The 24,209-nt window shown below is 55.5% G+C and carries 19 protein-coding genes; 13 read left to right on the forward strand and 6 right to left on the reverse strand.

The genetic code is table 11. The features are described from left to right. Positions 1-91: 91 nt before the first annotated feature. The 3 genes from MTX78_RS10085 (at position 92) to MTX78_RS10095 (ending at position 3,157) form a co-directional block, all read left to right on the forward strand. Positions 92-1,447, forward strand: coding sequence for a saccharopine dehydrogenase C-terminal domain-containing protein (locus MTX78_RS10085; RefSeq protein WP_243802260.1), 1,356 nt, complete (start codon positions 92-94; stop codon positions 1,445-1,447). Positions 1,448-1,518: 71 nt separating this feature from the next. Continuing rightward, complete coding sequence (locus MTX78_RS10090; protein WP_243802262.1) at positions 1,519-2,463, forward strand: hypothetical protein; 945 nt, start codon at positions 1,519-1,521, stop codon at positions 2,461-2,463. Continuing rightward, on the forward strand, positions 2,456-3,157 hold the full coding sequence (locus tag MTX78_RS10095) for an ATP-binding cassette domain-containing protein (RefSeq protein WP_243802264.1): 702 nt from the start codon (positions 2,456-2,458) through the stop codon (positions 3,155-3,157). Before MTX78_RS10090 ends, MTX78_RS10095 begins: the two co-directional genes overlap by 8 nt. 75 nt (positions 3,158-3,232) lie before the next feature. Here the strand turns inward: MTX78_RS10095 and MTX78_RS10100 are convergent, their stop codons facing one another. The 3 genes from MTX78_RS10100 to MTX78_RS10110 form a co-directional block, all read right to left on the reverse strand. Further along, positions 3,233-3,949 (reverse strand): tRNA1(Val) (adenine(37)-N6)-methyltransferase, encoded by a 717-nt coding sequence (locus MTX78_RS10100; RefSeq protein WP_243802266.1) that lies wholly within the window; start codon positions 3,947-3,949, stop codon positions 3,233-3,235. A gap of 97 nt (positions 3,950-4,046) precedes the next feature. After that, entirely contained in the window at positions 4,047-6,491 is a 2,445-nt protein-coding gene (locus MTX78_RS10105; protein WP_243802268.1) for an outer membrane beta-barrel protein, read from the reverse strand. A 306-nt stretch (positions 6,492-6,797) separates the two neighbouring features. Next, complete coding sequence (locus MTX78_RS10110; protein ID WP_243802270.1) at positions 6,798-8,054, reverse strand: pyridoxal phosphate-dependent aminotransferase; 1,257 nt, start codon at positions 8,052-8,054, stop codon at positions 6,798-6,800. Between the two features lie 180 nt (positions 8,055-8,234). Between MTX78_RS10110 and tsaE the strand changes: the two genes are divergently transcribed. The 3 genes from tsaE to MTX78_RS10125 all read left to right on the forward strand — a co-directional run bounded on the left by tsaE (position 8,235) and on the right by MTX78_RS10125 (position 10,913). Then, the gene (gene tsaE, locus MTX78_RS10115) at positions 8,235-8,666 is read left to right on the forward strand and encodes a tRNA (adenosine(37)-N6)-threonylcarbamoyltransferase complex ATPase subunit type 1 TsaE (protein ID WP_243802272.1); all 432 of its coding nucleotides are present in this window, start codon (positions 8,235-8,237) and stop codon (positions 8,664-8,666) included. 95 nt (positions 8,667-8,761) lie between these two features. Beyond that, positions 8,762-9,988, forward strand: coding sequence for an alanine dehydrogenase (locus MTX78_RS10120; RefSeq protein ID WP_243802274.1), 1,227 nt, complete (start codon positions 8,762-8,764; stop codon positions 9,986-9,988). A gap of 211 nt (positions 9,989-10,199) precedes the next feature. Next, on the forward strand, positions 10,200-10,913 hold the full coding sequence (locus MTX78_RS10125; RefSeq protein ID WP_243802276.1) for an alpha-1,2-fucosyltransferase: 714 nt from the start codon (positions 10,200-10,202) through the stop codon (positions 10,911-10,913). 91 nt (positions 10,914-11,004) lie between these two features. On the opposite strand, the gene MTX78_RS10130 is transcribed toward MTX78_RS10125, so the two are convergent. Together MTX78_RS10130 and MTX78_RS10135 are read right to left on the reverse strand one after the other, a co-directional pair. Next, positions 11,005-11,916 (reverse strand): flavin reductase family protein, encoded by a 912-nt coding sequence (locus MTX78_RS10130; RefSeq protein WP_243802278.1) that lies wholly within the window; start codon positions 11,914-11,916, stop codon positions 11,005-11,007. Positions 11,917-12,114: 198 nt separating this feature from the next. After that, positions 12,115-14,199: an ATP-binding protein gene (locus tag MTX78_RS10135; RefSeq protein ID WP_243802280.1), complete on the reverse strand. Its 2,085-nt coding sequence runs from the start codon at positions 14,197-14,199 to the stop codon at positions 12,115-12,117. Between the two features lie 450 nt (positions 14,200-14,649). On the opposite strand from MTX78_RS10135, the gene MTX78_RS10140 reads away from it, so the two are divergent. Further along, positions 14,650-15,486, forward strand: a complete 837-nt coding sequence (locus tag MTX78_RS10140; protein WP_243802282.1) for a M28 family peptidase — start codon at positions 14,650-14,652, stop codon at positions 15,484-15,486. Between the two features lie 87 nt (positions 15,487-15,573). Beyond that, a complete protein-coding gene (locus MTX78_RS10145) occupies positions 15,574-16,356 on the forward strand; it encodes a DUF2490 domain-containing protein (RefSeq protein WP_243802284.1) in 783 nt (260 codons plus the stop codon). On the opposite strand, the gene MTX78_RS10150 is transcribed toward MTX78_RS10145, so the two are convergent. Continuing rightward, positions 16,340-16,579, reverse strand: a complete 240-nt coding sequence (locus MTX78_RS10150) for a hypothetical protein (RefSeq protein WP_243802285.1) — start codon at positions 16,577-16,579, stop codon at positions 16,340-16,342. The two genes, MTX78_RS10145 and MTX78_RS10150, sit on opposite strands and share 17 nt — an antisense overlap. Before the next feature lie 452 nt (positions 16,580-17,031). Here MTX78_RS10150 and MTX78_RS10155 point away from each other — a divergent pair, with 452 nt between their 5' ends. The 5 genes from MTX78_RS10155 to MTX78_RS10175 all read left to right on the forward strand — a co-directional run bounded on the left by MTX78_RS10155 (position 17,032) and on the right by MTX78_RS10175 (position 24,109). Further along, entirely contained in the window at positions 17,032-17,454 is a 423-nt protein-coding gene (locus MTX78_RS10155) for an IS1/IS1595 family N-terminal zinc-binding domain-containing protein (protein WP_243802287.1), read from the forward strand. Positions 17,455-17,604: 150 nt separating this feature from the next. After that, a complete protein-coding gene (locus MTX78_RS10160; protein WP_243802289.1) occupies positions 17,605-19,170 on the forward strand; it encodes a hypothetical protein in 1,566 nt (521 codons plus the stop codon). A gap of 118 nt (positions 19,171-19,288) precedes the next feature. Further along, positions 19,289-20,812, forward strand: coding sequence for an MFS transporter (locus MTX78_RS10165; protein WP_243802291.1), 1,524 nt, complete (start codon positions 19,289-19,291; stop codon positions 20,810-20,812). A gap of 184 nt (positions 20,813-20,996) precedes the next feature. Beyond that, entirely contained in the window at positions 20,997-21,215 is a 219-nt protein-coding gene (locus MTX78_RS10170; protein ID WP_243802293.1) for a hypothetical protein, read from the forward strand. Positions 21,216-21,331: 116 nt separating this feature from the next. Continuing rightward, a complete protein-coding gene (locus MTX78_RS10175; protein WP_243802295.1) occupies positions 21,332-24,109 on the forward strand; it encodes a sensor histidine kinase in 2,778 nt (925 codons plus the stop codon). Positions 24,110-24,209: the final 100 nt, after the last annotated feature.

The following is a 24,209-nucleotide window of genomic DNA, read 5'->3' on the forward strand; positions in this document are numbered from 1 at the left end:
TGCTGGCTTTGCAGTATACCAGCCGACAACGGCCCCGTAGTAGTACGCTCAGGCTGGAGGCGCATCAGCTGTTCACTTCTAACTGATTTTCATGACCCGTTTGCTGTTACTAGGAGCTGGCCGCTCGGCTACTTCGCTCATCCAGTACTTGTTGCGTCACGCCGCTTCGGAAAACTGGTTTCTCACCGTCGCCGACGTCAACCCAGCGCATTTGGTGCCCGTGCTGGCCGCTCACACCGAGCACGCCCACGCCTTGTCACTGGACATCCACGACGAAGCACGGCTAGAAGAACTAGTGGAGCAAGCCGACATTGTACTTTCTATGCTTCCGGCTCTGTTTCATGGAGTGGTGGCGCGGGCTTGCGTGAAGCACCGGCGCCACTTGGCCACGGCCAGCTACGTGAGCGAGGAAATACGAGCCCTACACGAAGAGGCACAGACGGCAGGTATCACCCTGCTGATGGAGTGTGGGCTAGACCCCGGCCTCGATCATATGTCGGCTATGGCCGTGATTGAACGCATCCGAAAGCAGGGAGGCCATCTTACATCGTTCCGGTCGTACTGCGGAGGGCTGCTGGCGCCAGATTCGGAAGGCGATAATCCGTGGCGCTACAAGTTCACCTGGAATCCGCGCAACGTGGTGCTGGCTGGCCAAGGAACCGCCAAATACTTACAGAACGGGCGGGCGCGCTTTATTCCGTATCAGCATCTGTTTGCCCGCACTACAGCAGTGGAAGTGCCTAGCTATGGGACATTCGAGGGCTATGCCAACCGCAACTCGCTGAGTTACCGGGAGCCTTATGGCCTCCACGACATTCCTAGTATGCAGCGCGGTACCCTCCGCCGCCCTGGCTATTGTGCTGCTTGGCATGCCTTGGTACGCCTGGGTCTAACAGATGATGTGGTGCGGCTAGGCAATGCGTCCGACCTAACGTGGCGAGAACTACTGGAGGCCTATCTGCCGGTTTCAGTGCCACGGGCAGCCACCGAAACCGAACTGGCTATGCAGTGCGCCGATTACCTGAATCTGCATTTCGCGGGGCCCGAGATGCAGCGTCTGCAATGGCTGGGCATATTTACTGACCGAGTAGTAGGAGTGGCCGATGCTACGCCAGCACAACTGCTAGAGCATCTGCTAACTGAAAAGTGGCAGCTACAACCCCACGACCACGACATGATTGTGATGCAGCATCTGTTTGGCTTCGAGCTAGACGGTCGGCAACACCACCTCACTGCTTCGTTGGTTGTGCTTGGCGATGATGCTACGAATACGGCCATGGCCAAAACCGTCGGCTTGCCACTAGGTATGGCTGTGCGCTTGTTGGCTCGCAATGAATTCACGCACCGGGGCGTTGTCATTCCAACCCACCCTGACTTGTATGAGCCTATTCTGGCAGAACTGGCAGCCGACTACCATATTGAATTTGTAGAGGAAGCGTCTGCGTAGCAAAAGGCGAGTTTCTGCGTTTTGGCTGCCTTCCCACCCAACCAGCCTGTGTACTCGCTTTCATGTATTTGATGAAGTTTTATTTGCTGTTGCGGTGGCGTGTGTTGGTTCGACAACTGGTTGAATTGGGGTGGTGGCGAATCGTGCTGTTAGGCGCTATGGCACTGGTTGCCGTTGGCCGGGGGCTAGTGCTACTCTCTAGTAGTGCTACCGCTGCGCAGTGGGTGGTGCCGCTGCTGGTGTTGCTTATGCTCGTGAGCCAGCACCGCCGCCGCACCGACCTCGGTTTTTTGCACGTAACTGCGCCGAGCTTCCGGCCGTGGCTTGCCACTGAATACGCACTATGGAGCTTGCCCTCGGCGCTGGTATTGTTTGGTTTTGGGCGAGTGGGGGCGGGGTTTCTTACCATTGCCGTGGCTCCGCTTGCCGCCTGGGTTCCGCCCGCCCGCACCCAAACCACGACCCAGCAAAGGCGCAGTATGTTTCGCAGTGAGGCGTTTGAATGGGGGAGTGGCTTCCGGCAGCCCGGAGCCTGGCTGGGGTGGCTGACGCTGGTAGTAGTAGCGGGTTGGTGGCGACAATACGGGCTGGCTCCGGCCCTGGCGCTAGGCGTTTGGGTGCTGTATCTGTCGTCGTTTTATGCCACGCCCGAGCCGTGGACTATGCTGTTGCCCGCACTGCGGCAGCCAGGGACGTGGTTGCGGCGGCGCGTGGCATTGGGGGTGCTGTATTACTCGGCAACAGCTGCGCCATTTGTTTTGCTTATGGGCCTAAGCCAGGCCGGTTGGGGCGGAGCGGCAGTGCTGTGGCTTTGGGGAGCGGTGGTGCTGGGCATGATGGTGCTGGCGCGGTACGCATTCTACCCGCACGCCTTGCTGGTGCGCCTAACCCAGAGCGGAGTGCTGGTTGCCAACTTGCTTTTTGGGCATCCTATTTATCCGGCGCTGCTGTTCGTTGTCTTTTTTGGCCTGATTTGGAAAAGCCGCAAGCAACTTTCTGTTTTCCGCAATGATTGAAATATCCCAGTTGCACAAACGGTTTGGCGACAAGGAAGTGCTGCGCGATGTCAGCCTCACCCTACGTCCGGGTACATTGCACGGCCTTGTTGGAGCCAATGGCGCCGGCAAAACGACGCTCCTCCACTGCCTCTACGGCCTGCACGCCGACTACCGCGGCACCGTGCACGAAACCACAGGACTGCCTATCCGGCCCAATACCGGCCTGTTGCCTTACGAGCCATATTTCTACCCGCGCCTCACGGGCCGCGAGTATCTGGAATTCACGCTGCAAGCCCGCGGCCGCCCCCTAGTGAATTTCGAACCGTGGAACCAGCTCCTTGAACTACCCCTCAACCAGTACGCCGAGGAATATTCGGCGGGCATGAAAAAGAAGCTGGCACTGCTGGCACTGTTAATTCAACCATTTCGCTACCTAATTCTCGACGAGCCTTTCAATGGCCTCGATTTAAACACCAACCTGCTGTTGATGGAGATTCTGCGGCGGTTGCGGGAGCAAGGCACGGGCATCTTGCTTACCTCGCATCTGCTGGGCTCACTTACCGAACTGTGCGACGAACTCACCGTGCTGGCTGACAACACCGTGCGCCGTCGCTACACCGCCGCCGAATTTGGACAGGTGCAGCACGATTTATTGGATGGTTTCTACCAAGAAAAACTAGCCCACGTGCGCATGCTGCTGCCCGATAAGTAGGCTAGTAAATACCACGTTGATGGCCTGCCTGATAAAGCGCTGTAGATAGCAAAAGAGAATAGGTCACACACTTTCTTAGAGGGCCAAGTAAAATGGGCCTAGTAAGGCCTGAAATGCCTGAGAGTACTCGTCGCCTTCTCGCACCAGTAGCTCTTGCGGCGGCATAAGCACTGGCTGCCGTCCGAAGGTGGTAATGTGGCGTAGCAGCTTGCTGTTGGCGCGGTGCCGTAACACCACGCAACCAGCCGGATACAAACCACTGCGCGCAGCTTCCAACTCGAAATGCTGCATTTCGGGCGGGGGCAGCAGCACGGTCAGGTGTCCGCCAGGGGCGAGAAAGTTTGCTGCAAAACCAGCTAGCTCCGCAAACGACAATGTATCAGGAGCCGTGTGGCGGGCGGTGGCCCGGCGAGCATCAGGCGGGCGCAACGAGGAACGAAAGAAGGGCGGATTGCAGAGGATGTGGTGGAAAAGAGCCGGCTTGGTGGCCGCGAAGGCCGCTAGGGACTGTGGATGTACGACCAGGCGTCTAGCCCAAGGACTAGCGTCGAAGTTGGCCTGCGCTTGAGTTGCAGCGTCTTCGTCCACTTCCACCGCCTCTATTTGTGCTTGCTGATTGCGTTGAGCGGCCATCAAAGCCAGCAGGCCGGTTCCCGTACCAATATCCAAGATGCGTTGCGCACCTGCTATGTTGGCTAGTGCGCCCAGCACGCAGGCGTCGGTGCTGACTTTCATGGCGCATTGCGCCTGCTCTACCCGAAACTGTTTGAACTGGAAATAGGTGTTGGCCATAGAGGTAGGTGGGCGCCAGAGCAGCTGAGGCGAAAAGCGCTACTTGCGCAGCCACTACTACCACGCCATTTGTTCACCGCCATGCCAGCGGGCAACCTTATTGCCCCGCAGCGCGGCGCTTCTCATCTTCTGCAGCCGTAGTGCGTTTGCGAGTGGGGGCCACTTCGCTGCTGCCAAACCGGTACGCAAACGACGCGGTAACGACGCGGGTGTCCTGCGTGGCGCGTTGGTTTTCAACAAGCGGAACGTAGCGGGAAGTGGACCGCACCGGTGCCGTGTAGAAAAGGTCGGTGGCATTCAAGCGCAAGGTACCCCGGCCATCCAGCAGAGTTTTTTGCACGCCGACACCAACTTGCCCACGGGAGCGAACAATCTGGAAGGCGTACTGCTCTCGGGAATTGTAGGTAGCGTTTAAGTCGGCCGACCACGTCTTGGTGATAGTGAACGAGTTGTTGGCGCTTAAAATGGCACCTACCCGGCCTGGCAGCGTGGTAGCCCCCTCGAATTTGCCAGTGAAATAGATGTAGAACAATTCGGCATCAGTGTACACTTGCCACCATTTGGTGAGCGTTAGGGGCGCCGCCAGCGTGAAGGCGTAATAATGTTCGGCACTCAAATTTGCGTTCGTCAGTCGTACCAAGCTGTTGGCATCAAGCTGATACACGTCTACAATCGGGTTGCTGGTATACGCATAGCTGAGGCCCGTAGTAAGCTTACGGAATGTATGCGTCAGTTCAGTATTGTAGCTGGTTTGTGGCCGCAAATACGGGTTGCCGGCCCGGTAGGAGGTAGGGTCAACGTAGAATCGGAACGGATTGAACTGGTTGTAGGTGGGCCGATTCAGGCGGCGGCTCAGCGAAATACCCATCTCATGAGTTTCGGAAATGGTACGCCGCACGCTTAAGTTGGGGAAGAGCTGCAAATAATTGCGGTCGAAATTCTCGTTGCCGATGGTTTGACGGCCGATAGCCAGCGTATGCTCGGCTCGCAAGCCCGCTGCTATTGTTAGGCGAGGCCGTGTCCGCGTCAGGTTAACGTATGCTGCCTTGATATCTTCCTTATATCGAAACCCATTCGACTGGTTGACGTCCAGCGTGGTGATGTCGTCAATCGTATTAAAGAAGATAATGTCGTTGTTGGAGCGCACCCAACTGGCTTTAACGCCAGCCTCGGCCCGCACACCGTTCGGCAGGGGCCGTATATAATCCGCCTTCACCGATTGAATGGTGAGTGTTCCTTGCTGGTCACCCGTGAGCAGGCGTGGGCTCAGCTGCGGCGAAAGGAAGGCGGTAGCCAAAGACAAGTCACGGTCAGTACCGAAGCGCGCTATATCGGCGTCAGCCGTCAGTTCCGGTGTGCCGCTGGAATCGGGGCGAAACGTGTGGCGGAATGTTAGGTTGCCAGCCACATTAGGGGTCTGAAGCTCGCTTATCGTCCGGGAAGTGTATTGCAGCGTTTCCTGGCCGAGAGCATCATAGAATACAGATGAGTTTTGGCCATCTACGGGGAGGCGGCTTGCCAAGCCACTCAGCACAGCGCCCACCGACGTCTTTTCACCGACCGTATAATCAAGGCCCGTCCGCCAAGTATGCGATTCTAAATCTAGGCGGCGTTTGTTGTATTGAGTGCTGCGTGAAGTAACTATTTCGTCTTGGTAATACGTCCGGTCGAAGGCTAGATTTTGAAAGCCATTACGCTTGGTATACGCATAGGTGCCATACACATTCAGTGCCTTCTGCTGATGATTGAACGACACACCTGAACTCAGCTTGCCGTATTTCCCGCGCCCATAGCTAAGGTTAGCGTTACCATTGTTGCCTTGGCGCTGGTCTTTCTTGAGATTGATGGCAATAACCCCAGCGGTGCCCTGGGCATCATACTTTGCCGACGGGTTGGTAATAAGCTCGATGCTACGGACCTGCTCAGCCGGTAAAGAGCGCAGCAAATTCGCTAGCTCCCCCCCAGTTAGCGGCACTCGCTTGCCATCAAGCAATACGAGCAAGCCTTTGCGGCCCCGTAAGCTGATATTTTCGCCGGCATCCACTGCCACTCCTGGGGCACGTTCGAGTACATTAAGCACGGAGTTGCCACTCGACAAAATGCTGCTCTCTACATTCACCACAGTGCGGTCGGGCAGGCGTTCAAACAGTGGTTTCTGGGCCGTTATGGTTACCTCTTTAAGCTGCACGGCGCTCGGGGCCAGTGTAAGCTTCAGGGGCGCTACTGGAGCAGAAACATCCACCGGGCCAGCCCAACTGCGGGTATAGCCCAACTGCGCCACCGATATCAGGTAGACGCCTAGCGCAGTTGGTTCCAACTGAAACCGGCCTTCCACATCGCTGAATTCGGTTTTCACTGCCACCGAATCCGCGCTCCGATGTAGCGTTACGGTGGCTCCCTCTACTGCGGTGCCAGTGCTAGTATAGACAGCACCCGTTACCGGCACGGGACGTACCTGAGCTGCTAGCGGCAAAACTGGCAGCAACAGCACTACCAGCAAACGTAAAAACTTATCTGGCAAGCCAGTGAAATCGAAAAGCATGGGCACTTCCGTTGAATGAAAAGCGGAGCGTGCAAAGGGCGTGTGGTAGAGCACAAAACCTAGAACTCTGTGCTTCAATAGGGAATAGATATAGTGCAGTGTACTGGTTCAGCTGTACTATTATCAATAACAACACAGCCGAAAAAGTGGAGGAAAGATAGCCATATTATCACTGAAACGGTGTAGCAACAGATAAGAAACGCAAAAAAAGCGGCTTTTAGGCCTATATTCTTCTTTTCCGCTTTCTTGAAAAACAAGCCCCACCCAGCTACTAGATGAGGCTTGTCGTGAACAAGGAGCAGAGACTTAACGAAGGGCTTCCAACGCCGTCCGAAGCCGTGGTAAAGCAGCCTCAATAGACTCAAACGATGCTCCCCCAACCGACATCCGGAACCAAGGCGACGTATCGGAAGTACCAAAGGCACTGAATGGCACCAGGGCCAACCGGGCCTCGTTGATGAGGTAAAAAGTCAGGTCCTTGGTGGTTGCCAGTACCTGCCCGGCCGGGGTAGTTTTGCCTAATACATCCAACCGAGCAGTCAGGTAGATGGCTCCCATCGGCACCATCGAATCAACGGGCAGGCCCTGGCTTTTCAACTCCTGCAAGCCTTCATGCAGGGTATCAAGGCTGCGCTGAAGCTTGGCTTTGAACTGTGTGGTGAAATCATCGACAGCCGCAGCTTGGGGCAGGTATTTGGCAGTGGCTACCTGCTCTGCTTTCGGGGCCCAGGCCCCAACATGGCCCAGAATGGACTTCATTTTGTCGATTACCACAGCTGGCCCAAATGCATACCCTACCCGTACCCCGGTGGCAGCCAAGCACTTCGAAATACCATCGATATAGACGACGTAGTCGCGTAGCTCAGGGCGTAGGTTAACAGGGTCGAAATGCTGGGTATCACCAAAGGTCAGCATCCAGTAAATCTGGTCGTAAAGCAGGTACAGCGGCTTCTCGCCGGGCTGGCGGCGCTGATTTTCAGCTACTACCAAGTCGCAGATCTCCAGCAAGTTCTCGCGCGAAAATACCGTGCCCGTGGGGTTGAGCGGGGAGCACAACGCTAGGAGTGTGGCACCCGGCAAGTGCGGAGCTAGTTCGGCAGCCGTGGGCATGAAGTTGTTTTCGGGCCGGGTTTCTACCATCACTGGCTCGGCGCCGGAAAGATGGCAGTAGTGGTTGTTGTTCCAACTGGGTACCGGAAACACCACTCGGTCGCCGGGGTCGATGAGGGCGAGGTACGTGGCATATATAAGCGGCCGCGAGCCACCAGCAACTAGCACATCGTTGGGCGCATATTCCAGCCCCAACCGCTGTTTGGTAAACGTGGTAGCTGCTTCGCGCAGTGCCGCCATGCCGTTGGCGGGCGGATAATTGGTGTTGCCCGCCTGGTAGGCGTCGGTGATTTCGGCCTGTAGTTCCGCCGGAATTGGGTAAAAAGCTGGGTCAAAGTCGCCGATGGTGAGGTTGCAAATCTGCTCTCCCTTGCGAATCATGTCGTTTACTTCGTTGCCTATTTTGATGATTTCGGAGCCGATCAGGCTCCCTGCCATTCGCGAGACTTGCATGAGTAAAGGTGTTTTGGTCGGCCAAATATAGAGCCTGGTATGCACAGCAACAGGAAAGTGCGGGGCTTCGGTTCTTGTTTCAACTACTAAGTGGGGTAGGAGTTATCAAGCAAATCAGCCTGAGTGCCCTCATAAGAAACGGGCATTGCGTAAACTTGCGCCTTCAACACCCACTGTATCATGTCTGCTCCGTTGCTCGAATTTGCTGTACCTGGCCTAGGGGCATTACCCGCTGTTGCAGCGCAAGTGGCCAAAGCCATCCGGGGGTATTCTATCGTTTGCTTTGAAGGCGAGATGGGCGCGGGCAAGACAACGTTCATCAAAGCCTTGTGCGAAGAACTGGGCGTGCAAGAGGAAGTCAGCAGTCCTACTTTTGCCCTTGTCAACGAGTACCGCGACGCTCACAACAAGCCCATCTATCACTTCGACTTCTACCGCCTCAACAATCCGCGCGAAGCCGAGGACATTGGCGCGTTGGAGTACTTTGATTCTGGCTATCTTTGCCTGATAGAGTGGCCCAGCCGTATCGAGCCGCTGTTGCCCTCAAATCGTCTCCTTATTCAACTCACCGTCACTGGCGATGAGTCGAGAGAATTAAAGATTACGAATTAGAAATTACGAATTGTCTGTGCGGCGCTGTAGTCAGAGGTTGTGATGGATGATACCCCCAATTTTTAATTTTTAATTCTCAATTTTTAACCGATAAAATGCCCGAAGCAGTACCCCCCGGATTTGAGTCTCTGGCTGCGAGCCGCGCTTATTTCACCCAGGAATCAATGCTGGCCGTGGACACACGGAAGCGGAAGCTGTTTATTGGGCTGCCGCGCGAGACCTCGCTTCAGGAAAACCGCATCTGCCTCACGCCGGAGGCAGTCAAGCATCTTATTGAGGAAGGCCACGAAGTAGTGATGGAGAGCGGTGCGGGGGAACCTAGCAAATACTCCGACCACGACTATTCAGAAGCGGGGGCTACCATTGCCTACTCCCAGAAGGAGGTCTACGAAGCCGACCTCATCCTGAAAGTGGCCCCGCCTACCCAAGACGAAATCGAATTTTTAAAAGCTAACCAGACGCTAATTTCGGCGTTGCAGTTTGGTACGCTCACGGCGGAATACGTCATGGCCCTCACCCGAAAAAAGGTGAATGCTATCAGCTTTGAGTTGATCAAAGACCCCTCCGGCGCGCGGCCGGTCGTACGGGCCATGAGCGAAATTGCGGGTTCCACCGTCATGCTGATTGCGGCGGAATATTTGGCCCGCTCCAACGAAGGAAAAGGCATCATTTTGGGCGGTATTACTGGTGTCCCTCCGTCGCAGGTTGTGATTTTGGGCGCCGGTACGGTAGCCGAATACGCGGCTCGGGCCGCCACCGGTCTGGGCGCCGAAGTGAAGGTCTTCGACAACCACATCTACAAGCTGCGCCGCCTCAAGCAGAACCTTGGCACCCAACTCTACACCAGCACCCTCGACACCTTTGCCCTTAGCCAGCAAATTCGTCGCGCCGACGTAGTGATTGGGGCCCTTAATGCCGAAGAAGGCCGCGTGCCGTTCATGGTACCCGAGAGCATGGTGGCCAACATGGCGCCCGGTTCGGTCATTATCGATGTAAGCATTGACCAAGGCGGCTGCTTCGAAACCAGCGAGATGACCACGCACAACAAGCCGGTCTTCCGCAAATACGACGTTATTCATTATTGCGTGCCCAACATTGCCAGCCGCGTGCCTCGCACTGCAACCAATGCGTTAAGCAACATTTTCACCCCGATCCTGCAAGAAATCAGCCAGCACGGCGGCATCAATGAGGTGTTGTTCACCAATGAGCATTTCCGCTCGGGCGTATACGTGTACAAAGGCTCCCTCACCAACGCTACTATTGCTAAGCGCTTCAACATGCGCTACAAGGAGTTGAGCTTAATGATTGCCGTACGGAATTAATACAGCTCGATTAATACAGCGCGCTGATTTCCGGAGAGAGACGAGCTGGAATATAAAAGTGATAAAACATTCCTATTGAAATTACTTATACAAACGTTTTGTAATGTTGATTTTGCTGAACTCATATGGGCAGAGGAGTAATAATCTTTTCCAACATGTTCATTTAGATTCGTTCTGTAGAAATAATGGAATCTATTTTTATAATAAATTTGTGCATGATTTAACTAGTGATTATCCGAATTTAAAGAAGTCTATTAGTGGCCATATGATAGATTTATGCATGGATATAAAATTACCACAAATAGCAAATAAATTAAAACTTACTAAATATATTGAGTTCCGAGATATAAGACAGAATGTCCATTATCAAGATACTATCTTAAAGCATAAGCTAGTGTCTTGTGATGGCTGGTTTTTCAGAAGTATCGAAACGGTTGCTAAGTACCAAGAGTTTTACAAATGGCTTTTTATGCCTAATGTAGACCAGCAATACTTAGATAGTACTTATCTTAAAAAAGCAGACCCACGTGAAGTAGTTGTGGGTGTTCATATTCGTAGAGGTGATTATAAGGACCACGAAAATGGGCGATTCTTTTTTTCTGATGAAGTTTATCTGCGTTTCTTATTGCAGCTTCGTGATATTTTATCTGCACATAATCGTCCTCACAGATTTCTGCTGTTTAGTAACGATCCAGAATTAGATATCGAACTTTATAAGGGCCAGTTAAGCTGTGTATCTATGTCGAATAATTCTGCTTTAGCTGATCAATATTTGATGTCAAAATGCGATTATCTAATTGGTCCACCAAGTACATTTTCAGGCTGGGCTAATTATATTGGGGGCGTTCCTTACTATCATATACAGGATGCAACTGCTACCATAGGGCTGGATGATTTTATATCTGCACCCTATATAACGGCATAGCTTACACAGCGGGATGCGCAGGCCCGTCAACAACGCTACATGAAATGTAGCTTGTGTTGCCTAGTGTGCGGAGTAGTGTTCATGAGGGAATTTAAGTCTTTGCGAGCAGAAACACCTTCCACGCCTCCAGCAACTTTCCTTCCTCCAAAATTTTCTTGCCAAGCTGCATAAGTTGCTGCCGCTGCTCGGTGGGGTTGCCGAAGTATTGTTGTAGTAAGGCGCTAACCAGCGGGTTTTGCTTGAACTCCTGCACCTGCTCGGGCGTGGGTATGGCTTGCTGTTCGATGTTGCCTAGGCGGCCCAGGTTATTGCCCGTGAGGATATCCGATGTGCGAATGTGCTCGGGTAGTTGGTCGATGCCGATGCCTTGGTTGCGGTTGGGTTTAGGCACCGTGAACAGGCTTTCCGGAGTTACGCGGCTGTACCAGTCGCCGGCGAGGCGGGCCACGGCGTCGAACTTATGCGGGTCGATGCCGGGGCCGGAATCCAACAGGATACTCTCGCGGAAGTGAGCCTGTACCACCCGGCAAATCACGAGGTTGCCACCGCCGTTGGAGTCGCCAATGGCAATAATCTGCTCGACCACGCACTCTAGCGAAACCGGTGCCTCGGCCACCCGTGGCGGCCGCACTTTGTCGGAGGCCAGTTCAGTTAAGCCAGCTTTTACAAATTCATTCACCCCCCGCTCATACTCGGTGCTGGCCAACGACATTTGCTCGACTAGTGCATAGTCGCAGATGTTGACCACGCATTCAGCCACCTCGCGCACATTGAAGAGGGTGTGCTTCCGCGTGTTGTCGCGTACGCGGTTGGCGGGGGAGAAGATCAACGTGGGCGGATTGGAACTGAACACGTTGAAAAACGAGTAGGGGCTCAAATTCACTTCACCTGCCGCTGAAACGGTGCTTACAAACGCTACGGGGCGGGGTGCCACGGCACTTAGCAGAAATTGGTGCCATTCCGGCCCCGGTAACGTACCTGGCGTAATCGTGCGAAAAGACATAGAAGCTACTAGCTGGTACTAGTTGTGAAACGGAACAGAAACGGCAGGCAATACGCTGCTTACGAATCCGGACGGTGGCGTACCGCCGTCTGGCCAATACTTGTGCAAGCCGTGCCAGCATGGATAGCTATAGCTCGATGGCCGAGGAGTTCTGAGTGCAAAGCAGGTACTGGTTTGGACGTAGAGTTGAGGAGGAAATCAGTTAGTCCAGGCAGCGGGAACAGGAGGCTTGCCTTGCAGGGGTAAGGTGATGATAAATTCGGTGTATTCGCCGGGCTGGCTGGTGACTTCCAGTGTGCCGCCGTGGCTGCGCGTGATGATATCATAGCTAACCCATAACCCAAGGCCAAGCCCTTCGCCGTCGGGTTTGGTGGTGAAAAAGCGCTGAAAGATGTCGGCAATACCTTCTTCGGCTATGCCAGGGCCATTGTCGCGCACCCTGATTTCGGCGTGGTCCCCACGGTGATGGGTGCTAAGCGTAATCTGGGGTACGTATTCTTCATCAGTGGCTTGGCGCTGGCGCTGATGCACACCGTGGAAAGCAGTAGTGAACAAGCTAACCAACACCCGGCCCAACTCTTGCCGAACCACCGACACTTCAGGGAGCGTTTCGTCGGGGTGCGAAAACAGGGCGGCGTTGAAGTGGCGGTTTTTGATGCGTAAGTCGTGGTAGGTGAGGCGCATGTATTCGTTGGCCAGCACGTTGAGGTTGGTGGCCTGGCGCTGAGCCGGACCCGTGCTGGAGTAGTCGAGCATGCTGCTCACAAAGCCCTCTGCCTGCTTGCTGTGCAGCACAATCTTGGACTGGTACTGGCTTAGGTTCTGGAACATATCATCGATAATCTGCTGATCATCAATGGGCAGTGGTACTTTAGCTAACTCTTCGCGCAATTCCTGACACAGCCCCACGCTGATAGCCGCAAAGTTTTTCACGCTGCTCATCGGGTTTTTGAGCTCGTGCGCTACACCCGCCATCAATTCGCCTAACGAAGCCATTTTCTCGCGCAGTACCAACTGGCTCTGAGTGGTGCGCAGTTGCTGGACGATACTAGCCAGCGTGTCTCGTTGTTTGGTTAGTTCTTCTTTCTGCTGACCGATCTGCTGATTTAACTGCTGTAGGCGCTGGTTGGCCCGCTGTTGATGCCAGTTGTGGCGCCACAAGAATAGAGCTATCAGAAGAAGAATGCCCAGGCCTACCCATAGCACGTACGTACGGACTGTGGCCGTGAACTGAGCATTTTCGGCTTCCAGTTGCTGCAAGCGCTGCTGCTCCTGGAAACCAATGGCATCAAGCTGTTTGATGCGCTGCGGATTGTGCAAGCTATCCTGCGCGGTGAGCATGATGCTCATGTATTTCAAGGTGCTATCGTCTTGGCCGCGGGCCCGAAAGGCATCAGCCAGTAGGGTGCTGGTGCGCAGCACCCCCACTATGAAAGGCAGCGTCTGGCCCACCGCCAATGATTTTCGGGCATAGAAAATGCTGGAATCAGCTTGGTGCCGACGGAAGTAGAGCTCGGCCATGTACTGAAAAGCGCGGCAGCGGCATCGTAAGTCGTTTTCAGGCAGCGCCGCCCGAGCACTCAAGTGATAATGCTGCACAGCCGAGTTCATCATACCCCGCGCTGCTTGCAGCAGCCCTATTTCACGCAGAATGTAGGGCCGGGGGTTGCCCCAGCAGCTCCACCCTGCAGCAGGTGGGGTGCGAGCAAGCGCGTACGCCTGGTGCAAGTAGTAGGACGCCGAGTCGAGTAAGCCCAGCCCTTCGTAGCTGGCACCCATGTTGGTTAGAATGCTGGCTAGCTGCGAAGGATCATTGACACGGGCCTGCTGATACATGGCGCGGGCTTGAAAATAATAGTGCAGCGAAGGTCGAAAATCGTCGAGGGCAAAGTACAGCAGCCCTGTTTGGTTGAAGGTGCGGGACTTGCCTTCAAGGTCGTTGCTTTGCTGGTTGAGCTGTAGGGCCTGCAGATTCAGGCGTAACGCTTCGGGTAGGTTACCACGCTCGGAATACAAGATGGCCAACCGTGAAAGGCACCGGCCTTCGCCCTTGTGGTAGCCGATGCGCCGAGCAAGCCGCAAGCCCTGCTGGGCGTACTTCTGCACCGAATCGAAATGGGAGTAGCGGTAGGTTGCGCTCAGGTTGGCTAACAGCAGCACCCGGCTGGTGTCGGTGGTGGTCCGGGCTAACTCCTGCTCTAAGGCTGCTGTTTGTGGGCTCTGGCCTACCGCTCGTACAACCGGCAGTACAAGCAGAAGCCAGAAAAGTAATCGTGAAATCATACCGAAAGGTAAGAATAGGAAACAAGCTATTTAGCTGTCTTTACACTGGAGCTTCTGCCTCTAAAAGAAGCAAGGCAGGAAGAGGGATGTAGGGGAGGCGGCGGGCAACAAATACCCGTAAAGTAGCTAATATCTCGGCAGTAATGCGTGAAAGAGAGCAAGGCTACAATTCTGGAGTGCCCATGCAGTGGTTAACGCCTTGGTACGTAACGTGTGGCAGATTGCAGGGGAGAGGCCTAGTGCTCTAAGTGGTTAGTTACGCATGCTACCTATAGTAGGCAGCAAGAAAGCAAAAGGCGCTAGTAGAAGCGGCGAACCGCACTATCTTGTGGCTTTCTGTATGACCGTTATTCTATGTATTGGCGTTTCTATTGTTCTCTGGTTCTTGTCGTGTTGGCTGCTGTTGGGGCGTGTGCGCAACCGTCTGCCTCTAGTGCTGATACCGTGCGTTTGCGCCGTCACTTGCTCACGCTTGTTGGCACCCCGCAACCCCGTAACTACCTGCACCCAGCCAGCCTCAACCAGGCCGGCGAGTACATCTTGCAACAATTGCAAGCGGCTGGTGCACGTACCGCTGAGCAGCCATATGAGGTAAAAGGCCAACTGTACCGCAACCTGATTGGGAGTTTCGGCCCCGAAGCCGGCCCCCGCCTCATTATTGGGGCGCATTATGATGTATGCGGCGAGCAGCCCGGCACCGACGATAACGGGAGTGGCGTAGCTGCTTTGTTGGAGCTGGCCCGCCTGTTAGGCCAGCAGCCAAGCCTGCCTTACCGAATTGATTTGGTGGCATACACGTTGGAAGAGCCTCCTTTTTTTCGGACTCCGCACATGGGTAGCTACGTTCACGCCCAATCATTGCATGCGGCGGGAGTGCCCGTACGAGGCATGATAGCGCTGGAAATGCTGGGCTATTACGATGACCGGAAAGGCAGCCAGCGCTATCCGTTCAGCCCATTAAAGCTGATTTTTGGTAGCCGGGGAAACTACGTGACCGTCGCGCAGAAATTTGGCAACGGGCGCTTCGGCCGGCAGTTTGCTCGGCGCTACCGGGCAGCGGCCGCACTGCCCGTAAAACGGTTCAAGGCACCTGCCTGGCTGCCTGGTATCGACTTCTCCGACCACCTCAACTATTGGCAGTTCAACTACTCGGCAGTGCTCCTCACCGACACCGCCTTCTACCGTAATCAGCACTACCATGAGCCCACTGATACGCTCGACCGGCTGGATATGCGCCGGTTGGGACTGTCGGTGGATGCTGTGTTGGCGGTGTTGCTCCATCCCTGAAGTAAGACGAAAGCCCAACTACAGGTCCGGAGTGGCGTATGGGAAGCCAAGCGCGCATCATTTGCTGCCGCTTCCTTCCCCGAGTTCATGATAAAATTGCCGCTCGTAATTGGGCTTTATTTGCTAACTGCCACCGGATTTGGGCAAGCCCTGCCGCGCTTGCTTGACCATAATGCCCTGGGCTGGACGGTGTACTCCGGCGACCACCAAGTCAGTAAGAGGTGGACAATCCATACTGAATATCAGCTGCGGCGGGTGAAGCTTCTAGGCACGCAGCAGCAGCACCTAGCACGGCTAGGAGTAGGGCACAAGCTCACGGACCGGGTGACGGTAAGCGGAGGGTACACCTACTTTCAAACGCACGAATACGGCCGCTATCCTACCGTAGTGGGCAAGCCCCAGCCCGAGCAGCGGCTCTATCAGGACGTAACGCTGGCAGATGAAGTAGGGCGCCTGCAACTCTCGCAACGCCTGCGCCTAGAACAACGCTGGCTGGGCCAACGAGCCGCTGAAGGCACCGGCAACGTGCAAGACTGGGAGTATCAGCACCGAATCCGGTACCAACTGGCGGGGAGCTTCCCGCTGCAAGGCCCCACCATCGACGACGGGGAATGGTACCTCAATGCCTTCGACGAGTTGTTTATCAGCTTCGGGCGCAATGTGGGCAACAACGTGTTCAACCAAAACCGGATTTCTGGTGGCCTGGGCTACCAGTTCAGCAGCAAAGCCAAGGTCGAACTCAACTACCTCAACCAAGTAACGCAACACGCCGAGCCGGACCCCGCCAGTGGACGGCCCGTGTTTGAAATCAATAACGGCTTCCGAGTGAACATCCTCTACGACCTAGATTTTACTACGAGAGAGGAATAGCGTGGGCCGGCAGCGTCCCCACCCAAACTCGATCCGTCTGGACCACGAAGAATTCTCGGCCTGTGTCGTTGGTGTAGGTGTGGTGCGGGCGACGTAGCATCCATGCTGGCCAGCCAGCAGGATAATCTTCTGGCTCGAACCAGTCACTCCAATAGCAAGCCTGCCATTCCAGTTGATCGGCTCCCGGCAACTCCCGGTACTTAGCTGGCAATAGGAAAGCCAAGTCGCATGCTGTAACTAGATGCGGGTACCGCTTGATCCTCTTTCCTACGGCAGCCACTACTTGTGAGGAGTGCGCGAAGTCCCTTTCAAACAGCCAAATTGCTAGGTAGAACTTTTTGGGCTGCGCTATCAGCGCCTGATGCCATTGCCTGAACGTAGCCAGTAACATATGCAGGGCCTGCTGCCGCACGGCAACAGGAACAACAACGAAAGGGGTATGCCAAGGACCAAGTCCGAGCTTACGGTATGTATACTGCGTTCGGAGTAGTGCGTTGGTATTCAACTGCTTGATATAGAGACTTTCCTTTTCAAGTCGGCGCAATAGTCTTTTCGTACCCCATGGCTTCTTCATCAGAAGTAACTTCATTGTTGAAATAAGTCTATATGTTTGCTAACTTAGTATATATTTACTAATTACCTATAGTCTTAGTGTAAGTCCTCACTTACCTCGCTATGTCACAACTTACATGCCCAAAGTGCGAATCCAAGGAAGCTACCAAAAGTGGAGTGGTAGGCGGCAGACAACGCTATAAGTGCAAGAATTGTGGGTATCACTTCTCGGTAGCCAAGGCAGGCAAGGAGATTAATTCCTATTACGTCATCAAAGCACTACAGCTATACGTGGAAGGCGTAAGCTACCGTGAGATTGAGCGGTTGCTGGGGGTTAGCCACGTGAGCGTGATGAACTGGGTGAAAAAGTACGGCATGAAAGCTCCCCGCCAGACAGAATATCATCCAACGTATAAAATACTCAACCAGAAAGAGTTGACGGAGTATTTCCAGAATACAAACAACCTGAAAGGAGCCGGGCTAGTGGTGACTGAGTTGGGCGACAAATACATGATGATCCGGTGGGAACGGTTTCGGCAAGGGTAGCAGCTATAGAGGTTAACAGAAGTATAGCAGGGGCGTGACATGTGGCGGAAGGTTTTGCTATTTGGTTGAGCTGAAAGGGGAGGATAGGAGTTGCCGCTCTTCCCTGACAGAGCTCCTCCGATTCCCACCGTACCACTTCCACCATCCTCTATGCAAAACGCCCGTTACGCGCTGGCACTTAGTGCGCTGCTGACTACTGCCGGAGCTTCGGCTCAGGTAATAACACCCCCCACCGGTGAGGCGCCCCCGCCCGCTGCGCCAGCGCCGCCCCCCGCCACACCTACTGCGGCCAAACCAGTGCCCTACGGACCGGGGATGAAAGTCAACCTCTCACCCGACGGGTCCAAGTACTTGCGTTTCTTGCTTTGGTCACAGATTTACACGCGCTACAACGAGAACAACACCGGTACCCTGCGCGCGCCCAACAAGCCCAAAGACAGCCAGGTGGATTTCGGGATTCGCCGCTCACGCATGGTGATTCTGGCGCAGCTTAACCCACGCTTCTTAGTGTATACCCACTTGGGTATCAACAACCAAAATAACGTGAGTGGGGGCTTGAATGCCGCTACTGACGGCAAGAAGCCGCAGATCTTCATTCATGAAGCCGTAACAGAGTACAAGGTCAACAAGTACCTCAATTTGGGAGCGGGCCTGCACTACTACAACGGTATTTCACGCCTGAGCAGCGCCAGCACCACCAGCATGCTGGCCATGGACTTTCCGCTCACCAACTTCCCTACTATCGACGCCCTCGACCAATTTGCCCGCTACCTCGGCGTGTTTGCCAAGGGTCGCATCGGCAAGTTCGACTACCGCTTGTCGGTGAGCGACCCGTTTCTGACCAACCTGCCAACCAATGCGAACTATGTGGCGGGGGGCGTCCAAACTGGCAACCCGCTGGGTTTGGGTACCACAGTAGATGGCGTGAACACGGGTACCAATATTGCACAGTACAACCCGCAGAATACCGGCCATGTGTATCAAGGGTATTTCAATTACAACTTCTTAGAGCCAGAGGCTAATTTATTGCCATATTATCAGGGTACTTACCTAGGTACCAAACGAGTACTAAGTTTGGGAACCGGCTTCATGTACAACAATGATGGCATGTACTCGCGGCCCACTAGTGACGCCCGGACGCTATCTAGCCTGACTCCGGCGGCTGGTAGTACTACCGACCTCTTCACGGCCGTGCCCACCAGCAAGCACGATATTAAGCTCTTTGGGGCCGATGTGTTTTACGATGTGCCCTTAGATACAGCTTCGCGGACGGCATTGACTTTCTATGGCGTCTATTATAGGTACGATTTCGGGCCGAACTACGTGCGCTACGTGGGCGGGGAGAACCCTGGCTATGGTGCAGCGGCCCTACGCGGCAACGCGGTGCCACAGTCGGGCACGGGCAACGCGCAGTATATAAATGCCGGGTTTCTGCTACCACAGAACACGCTGGGCCCGAAAGTACGGCTGCAGCCCTACGTGGCGTATCTGCACAGTAGCTACGAGGGCTTGCGCAAAAGCAATGGCGAGAGAGCCGGCGTGAACGTGTACGATGCCGGTGTGAATGTGCTGCTCGATGGGCACAATGCCAAAGTCACCCTGAACTACCGCGCCCGTCCCGACTTCAGCGACCAAGCGCCTGTGCCGAATGGGGCGCTGATCAACAACGTGAAATACCGTCCGGAAATCACGCTGCAAACGCAGGTATTCTTGTAAGAGCCTGACAGGCAGCAAGCAACAGGAGCCACTACGCAGTGGCTGGTTCTGTGGCTGCCACTGCGCTGCTCTTCGCTCGTCTCTACCATTCCACTTTCAAAAACACCCATCATCCATCATGAACCAGAACCTCCCTAATCGTGACTCAGGGGCCTATTCAGGGGCTGCCCCTCTAGCGGGCACCACCGACGACGCGGTAACGCACGACAACAACGCCGTTTCCACCAGCAAAATCTGGCAGGTAATTACCGCCTCGTCGGTGGGCACTGTTATCGAGTGGTACGACTTCTACATCTTCGGTTCGCTGGCCGCTATTATCGGGCCGGTGCTGTTCGGTACTACGGGCAAAATCGAGGATACCATCTTGGGTACGCTGGCCGTGTTTGGTGCCGGTTTCATTGTGCGGCCGTTTGGGGCGGTGTTCTTCGGCCGCATCGGCGACCTGGTGGGCCGCAAGTACACGTTCCTGCTGACCCTGCTGATTATGGGCGGCGCTACGTTTGTAACCGGCCTGATTCCGAGTTACGACAAAATTGGAGTGGCGGCGCCCATCATCGTGACACTGCTGCGCTTGTTGCAAGGCTTGGCGCTGGGCGGCGAATACGGGGGCGCTACCACGTATGTGGCCGAGCACTCACCCGACAACAAGCGGGGCTACTACACCTCGTTTATTCAGATTACGGCTACGGCCGGTCTGTTTATAAGCGTACTGGTTATCATCGTTACGCGTAAGAGCCTCGGCGAAGAAGCCTTCAAAGAGTGGGGCTGGCGGATTCCGTTTCTACTGTCGGGGGCCTTGGTAATTGCCTCGTACTATATCCGGCGCAAGCTACACGAGTCGCCGCTGTTCGCTAAGGCTAAAGCCGAAGGGAAGACCAGCACGAGCCCACTGCGGGAGTCGTTTGTGAACCCCGTAAACCGCCGGTTGGTGTTGATTTCGCTGTTCGGCGCTACTATGGGCCAGGGGGTAGTATGGTACACGGGGCAGTTCTACGCGTACTCGTTCATGCAGAACTCGCTGAAGCTTGACCTTGTGGATGCCAGTATTGTGCTTTGCGTTGCGCTGCTGCTCGCTACGCCGTTCTTCGTGTACTTCGGTAGCCTCTCCGACCGGATTGGCCGCAAGAAAATCATCATGATGGGCCTGCTGTGTGGTGCGCTCTTCACGATTCCAATCTTCTACGGCCTCAAAGCGTTTGCTGGTCCCCTGACGGAAGTAACCGCGGCCACTGTGGATGCCACCGGCAAAGCCGTGCCTGCCGTGATGAAAGCCCTTTCGCCAAGCCTAGTACCCATGACCGCGCTGGTGTTCTGCCTGGTGCTGTTCGTGACCATGGCGTACGGCCCCATTGCCGCTTATTTGGTGGAGCTGTTCCCAACCAAAGTGCGCTACACCTCGCTTTCGTTGCCGTACCACATCGGCAACGGCGTTTTCGGGGGCTTCGTGCCGTTCATTGCCACGGCCCTCACGCTGGCTGCTGCTGCGCAACCCGAAGGCACTCTGCTTAAAACCTACAGCAGCTTTGCTGGCCTGCTCTACCCAGTTATCATTGCCCTGATTTGCTGGTTCATTGGCACGGCCCTGATGAAGGATGTGCGCAACGTACGGTTGATGGAAGAAGGCTCCGGCGACGTTCGGTAGAACGTCCCATCAAGCGGTACTCGTAGCCAGCTTGCGCCCGCAGCCCTTCTTGAAAAGTCCGTCGGGCCCTGGTTCGGCGGACTTTCTGTTGCTTGGTGCTGGTTGGCAACCGATTGGCTTCGGTTGGTGTCTCGCTACGAAAGCCGTCTACAATCAACCACCTCCACCTATCAACTCCTACTCTATGCTACCCATGTCTTCGCAGGAGCAGACCGAGCAGCGCCGCGGACAGCGGCTGTTGTTTGTGAGTTTGCTGTTTGGGGTGCTGCTAAACTTCCCACTGCTGGCAGTTTTCAACCACAACGGTCGGGTGGGGGGCGTGCCTGTGCTCTACCTCTACGTGCTGCTGGCCTGGCTAACGTTGGTGTTGCTCACGGCCTGGCTGGTGAAGAAGGTCAATTAAAAATGAAGAAATGAAGAAGTGAAAATAGGTTGTTCTGCCTGCCAGAAACCGGAGCCAGAAGGCCTTTAATTCTTCCCCAGTTCTTACTTTATAATTCCTAATTTTTAATTGGATCCATGTCCAAGCTGCTGGTTATCGGCTTTTCGTTTGGCTACTTAGCGTTGCTCTTCGGGGTGGCGTATGCGGCGGAGCGTCGGGCGGGTTCGGCACGGAGCAGCCTGGTGAACAACCCGTATGTGTATGCCCTGAGCATGGCCGTGTACTGCACCGCCTGGACCTATTACGGGTCGGTGGGACGGGCGGCGCACTTCGGGTTGGAGTTTGTGGGTATCTACCTGGGCCCTACGCTGATGGCTCCAGCCGCGTGGTTGGTGCTGCGCAAAATCATCCGCATCTGCCGGTTGCAGCGCCTCACCTCCATTGCCGACTTTATATCGGCCCGCTACGGCAAGAGTGCTTCTTTGGGGGCCTTGGCCACGGTGGTCTGCGTGCTGGGTATTGTGCCCTACATCTCACTGCAAATCAAGGCCATTGCCACGTCCTTCGACATCATTACCCGCGGGCCCGATGCGTTGCAGTTGCCCTTGGAAGGTACCGCAGCCAGCTCGGCGCTCTACACCACGGTGGCGCTGGCGTTCTTCACCATCATCTTCGGGGTGCGCTCCATCGAAGCTACCGAGCGGCACGAAGGCATGGTGCTGGCTGTGGCGTTGGAAAGCCTGGTGAAGCTAGTGGCGTTTCTGGCGGCTGGCATCTTCGTGACTTTCGGGCTGTTTGATGACTTTTCGGATGTGTTCACGCAAGCCGCCGCCGTGCCCGACCTGAGCCGGCTGTTCACGTTGGATGGGGCCGGTACCAGTAGTGGGCAGTGGTTTACGCTGCTGTTGCTCAGTATGGCTGCTATTCTGGTATTGCCGCGGCAGTTTCAGGTATCAGTGGTCGAGAACGTCAACGAAGACCACTTGCGCAAAGCCATGTGGCTGTTTCCGCTCTACCTCATCATTATCAACTTGTTTGTGCTGCCTCTGGCCTTTGGCGGGCGGTTGCTAGCGGGGACGGGGTTCGATGCTGATACGTTTGTGTTAGCGCTACCCATGCAGGCGGGGCATCCGTGGCTGGCTTTGTTTATCTACATCGGGGGCCTGTCCGCGGCTTCGTCCATGATTATCGTGGAAACCATTGCTTTGAGCGTGATGATGAGCAACCACCTGCTGATGCCGCTGCTCGTTCGGATTCCGGCTGCGCAATCAGAAGGCACGAGCTGGTTTGCTTACCTGGGCAAGGTGGCCCTGAACAGCCGGCGGTTGGCGGTGGTGCTGGTGCTGTTGCTCGCGTACGGCTACTACATTGGCGTGGGGCACTTGCTGCCGCTAGTTAATATCGGGTTGGTGTCGTTTGCAGCGGTGGCGCAGTTTGTGCCTGTGGTGTTAGGCGGGCTCTATTGGAAGGGCGGCAACTGGCAGGGCGCTACGGCGGGCCTGTTGGCGGGGTTTGTGGTCTGGTTTTTCACGTTGGTGGTGCCTACTATGGTGGGGCCGCACATGCTGAGCGAGGCGCTGCTCTCCGAGGGCTTATTCGGCTGGAATGGGTTGCGCCCGTTTGCGTTGTTCGGGCTCGAAGGGCTCGATTACTTGTCGCACGGACTGTTTTGGAGCTGGTTTTTCAATATCGGCTTCTACGTGGGGGTTTCCCTGCTGCGGGGGCCTTCGGCGTTGGAGCAGCGCCAGGCCGATATTTTCGTGGGTGTGTTTCATTACCGCAACGTGTTTGAAGGGCCCGCTAGCTGGCAAGGTGCTGCCCAACTGCCCGACGTGCGCGCCCTGCTAAACGGCTTCTTGGGCAAGCGCCGCGCTTCGCAGGCCCTGCGCACTTTTGCCGAACGGTTTCCTGATGCCCACCCCGCCGACGATGTTGCACCGCCTCAGGCCGACCCGCGGCTACTGGCGTACTCTGAAAAGCTACTGGCTGGTAGCATTGGTCCGGCCTCGGCGCGGCTGCTGCTGGCTTCGTCCATTGGGGTAGAAGACATTAGCTTCGACAACGTGGTGGGCATCCTGCGCGAAAGCCAGCAGCTGCTGGAAGTGAACCGCCAGCTGCAAAAGCAGCAGCGACAACTCCAGCGCCTCACCGACGAGCTGCGCGCCGCCTACGACCAGCTGCAGGAGCTAGACCACCACAAAGATGAATTTCTGGCCACCGTCACGCACGAGCTGCGCACTCCGCTGACCAGTATCCGGGCGCTTTCTGAAATCCTGACCGACAATCCCGACCTGGAAGAAGAAGAGCGCCAGCGTTTCCTGCTCACCATCACGCGCGAGTCGGAACGCCTGAGCCGGCTCATCACGCTGGTACTGGACCTAGAGAAGTACGAATCCGGCAAAGCCACCCTCGACCGCACACCCCTCGACCCCGTGGAAGTGCTCAACGACGCCATCGAGTCGGTGGGGCAGCTGCTGCGCGACAAGCAGATTCAGCTGGATGTGGCGGCGCCCCCCGGCCTGCCCCAGCTCTCCGCCGACCGCGACCGGCTGATGCAAGTGCTGGTGAATCTGTTGAGCAACGCCATCAAATCGTGCCGGGCCGATGGCAGCGGCCGTATTCGGGTGGCGGCCGAGCTGCCCCCAGCCACCGCGGGTGCCCCCGCCACGCTCCGCCTGGTGGTGCAAGACAACGGCAAGGGCATCGAAGCGGCTTTTCACACCCTCATTTTCGACAAGTTTTTCCAAGCCCAAAACCAAACCATGCGCAAACCCGAAGGCTCGGGGCTGGGCCTGGCCATCACCAAGAAAATAGTGGAGCTGCACGCCGGCCGCATTTGGGTGGAAAGCCAACCCGAGCAAGGAGCCCGGTTTTCGGTGGAGCTTCCCGTTGTTGCAGTAGCACTTGATGAGTAGCAACCAAGAACTGTCCGCCGTGCATTGTATAAAGCCATTGTATTCGAGTGTCCGCATGGCTCTACTGTCATCTGTAACCCTAAAAACTGATTCAATTATT

Origin of the sequence: Hymenobacter tibetensis (genome assembly GCF_022827545.1) — a bacterium.
Lineage (GTDB): Bacteria > Bacteroidota > Bacteroidia > Cytophagales > Hymenobacteraceae > Hymenobacter > Hymenobacter tibetensis.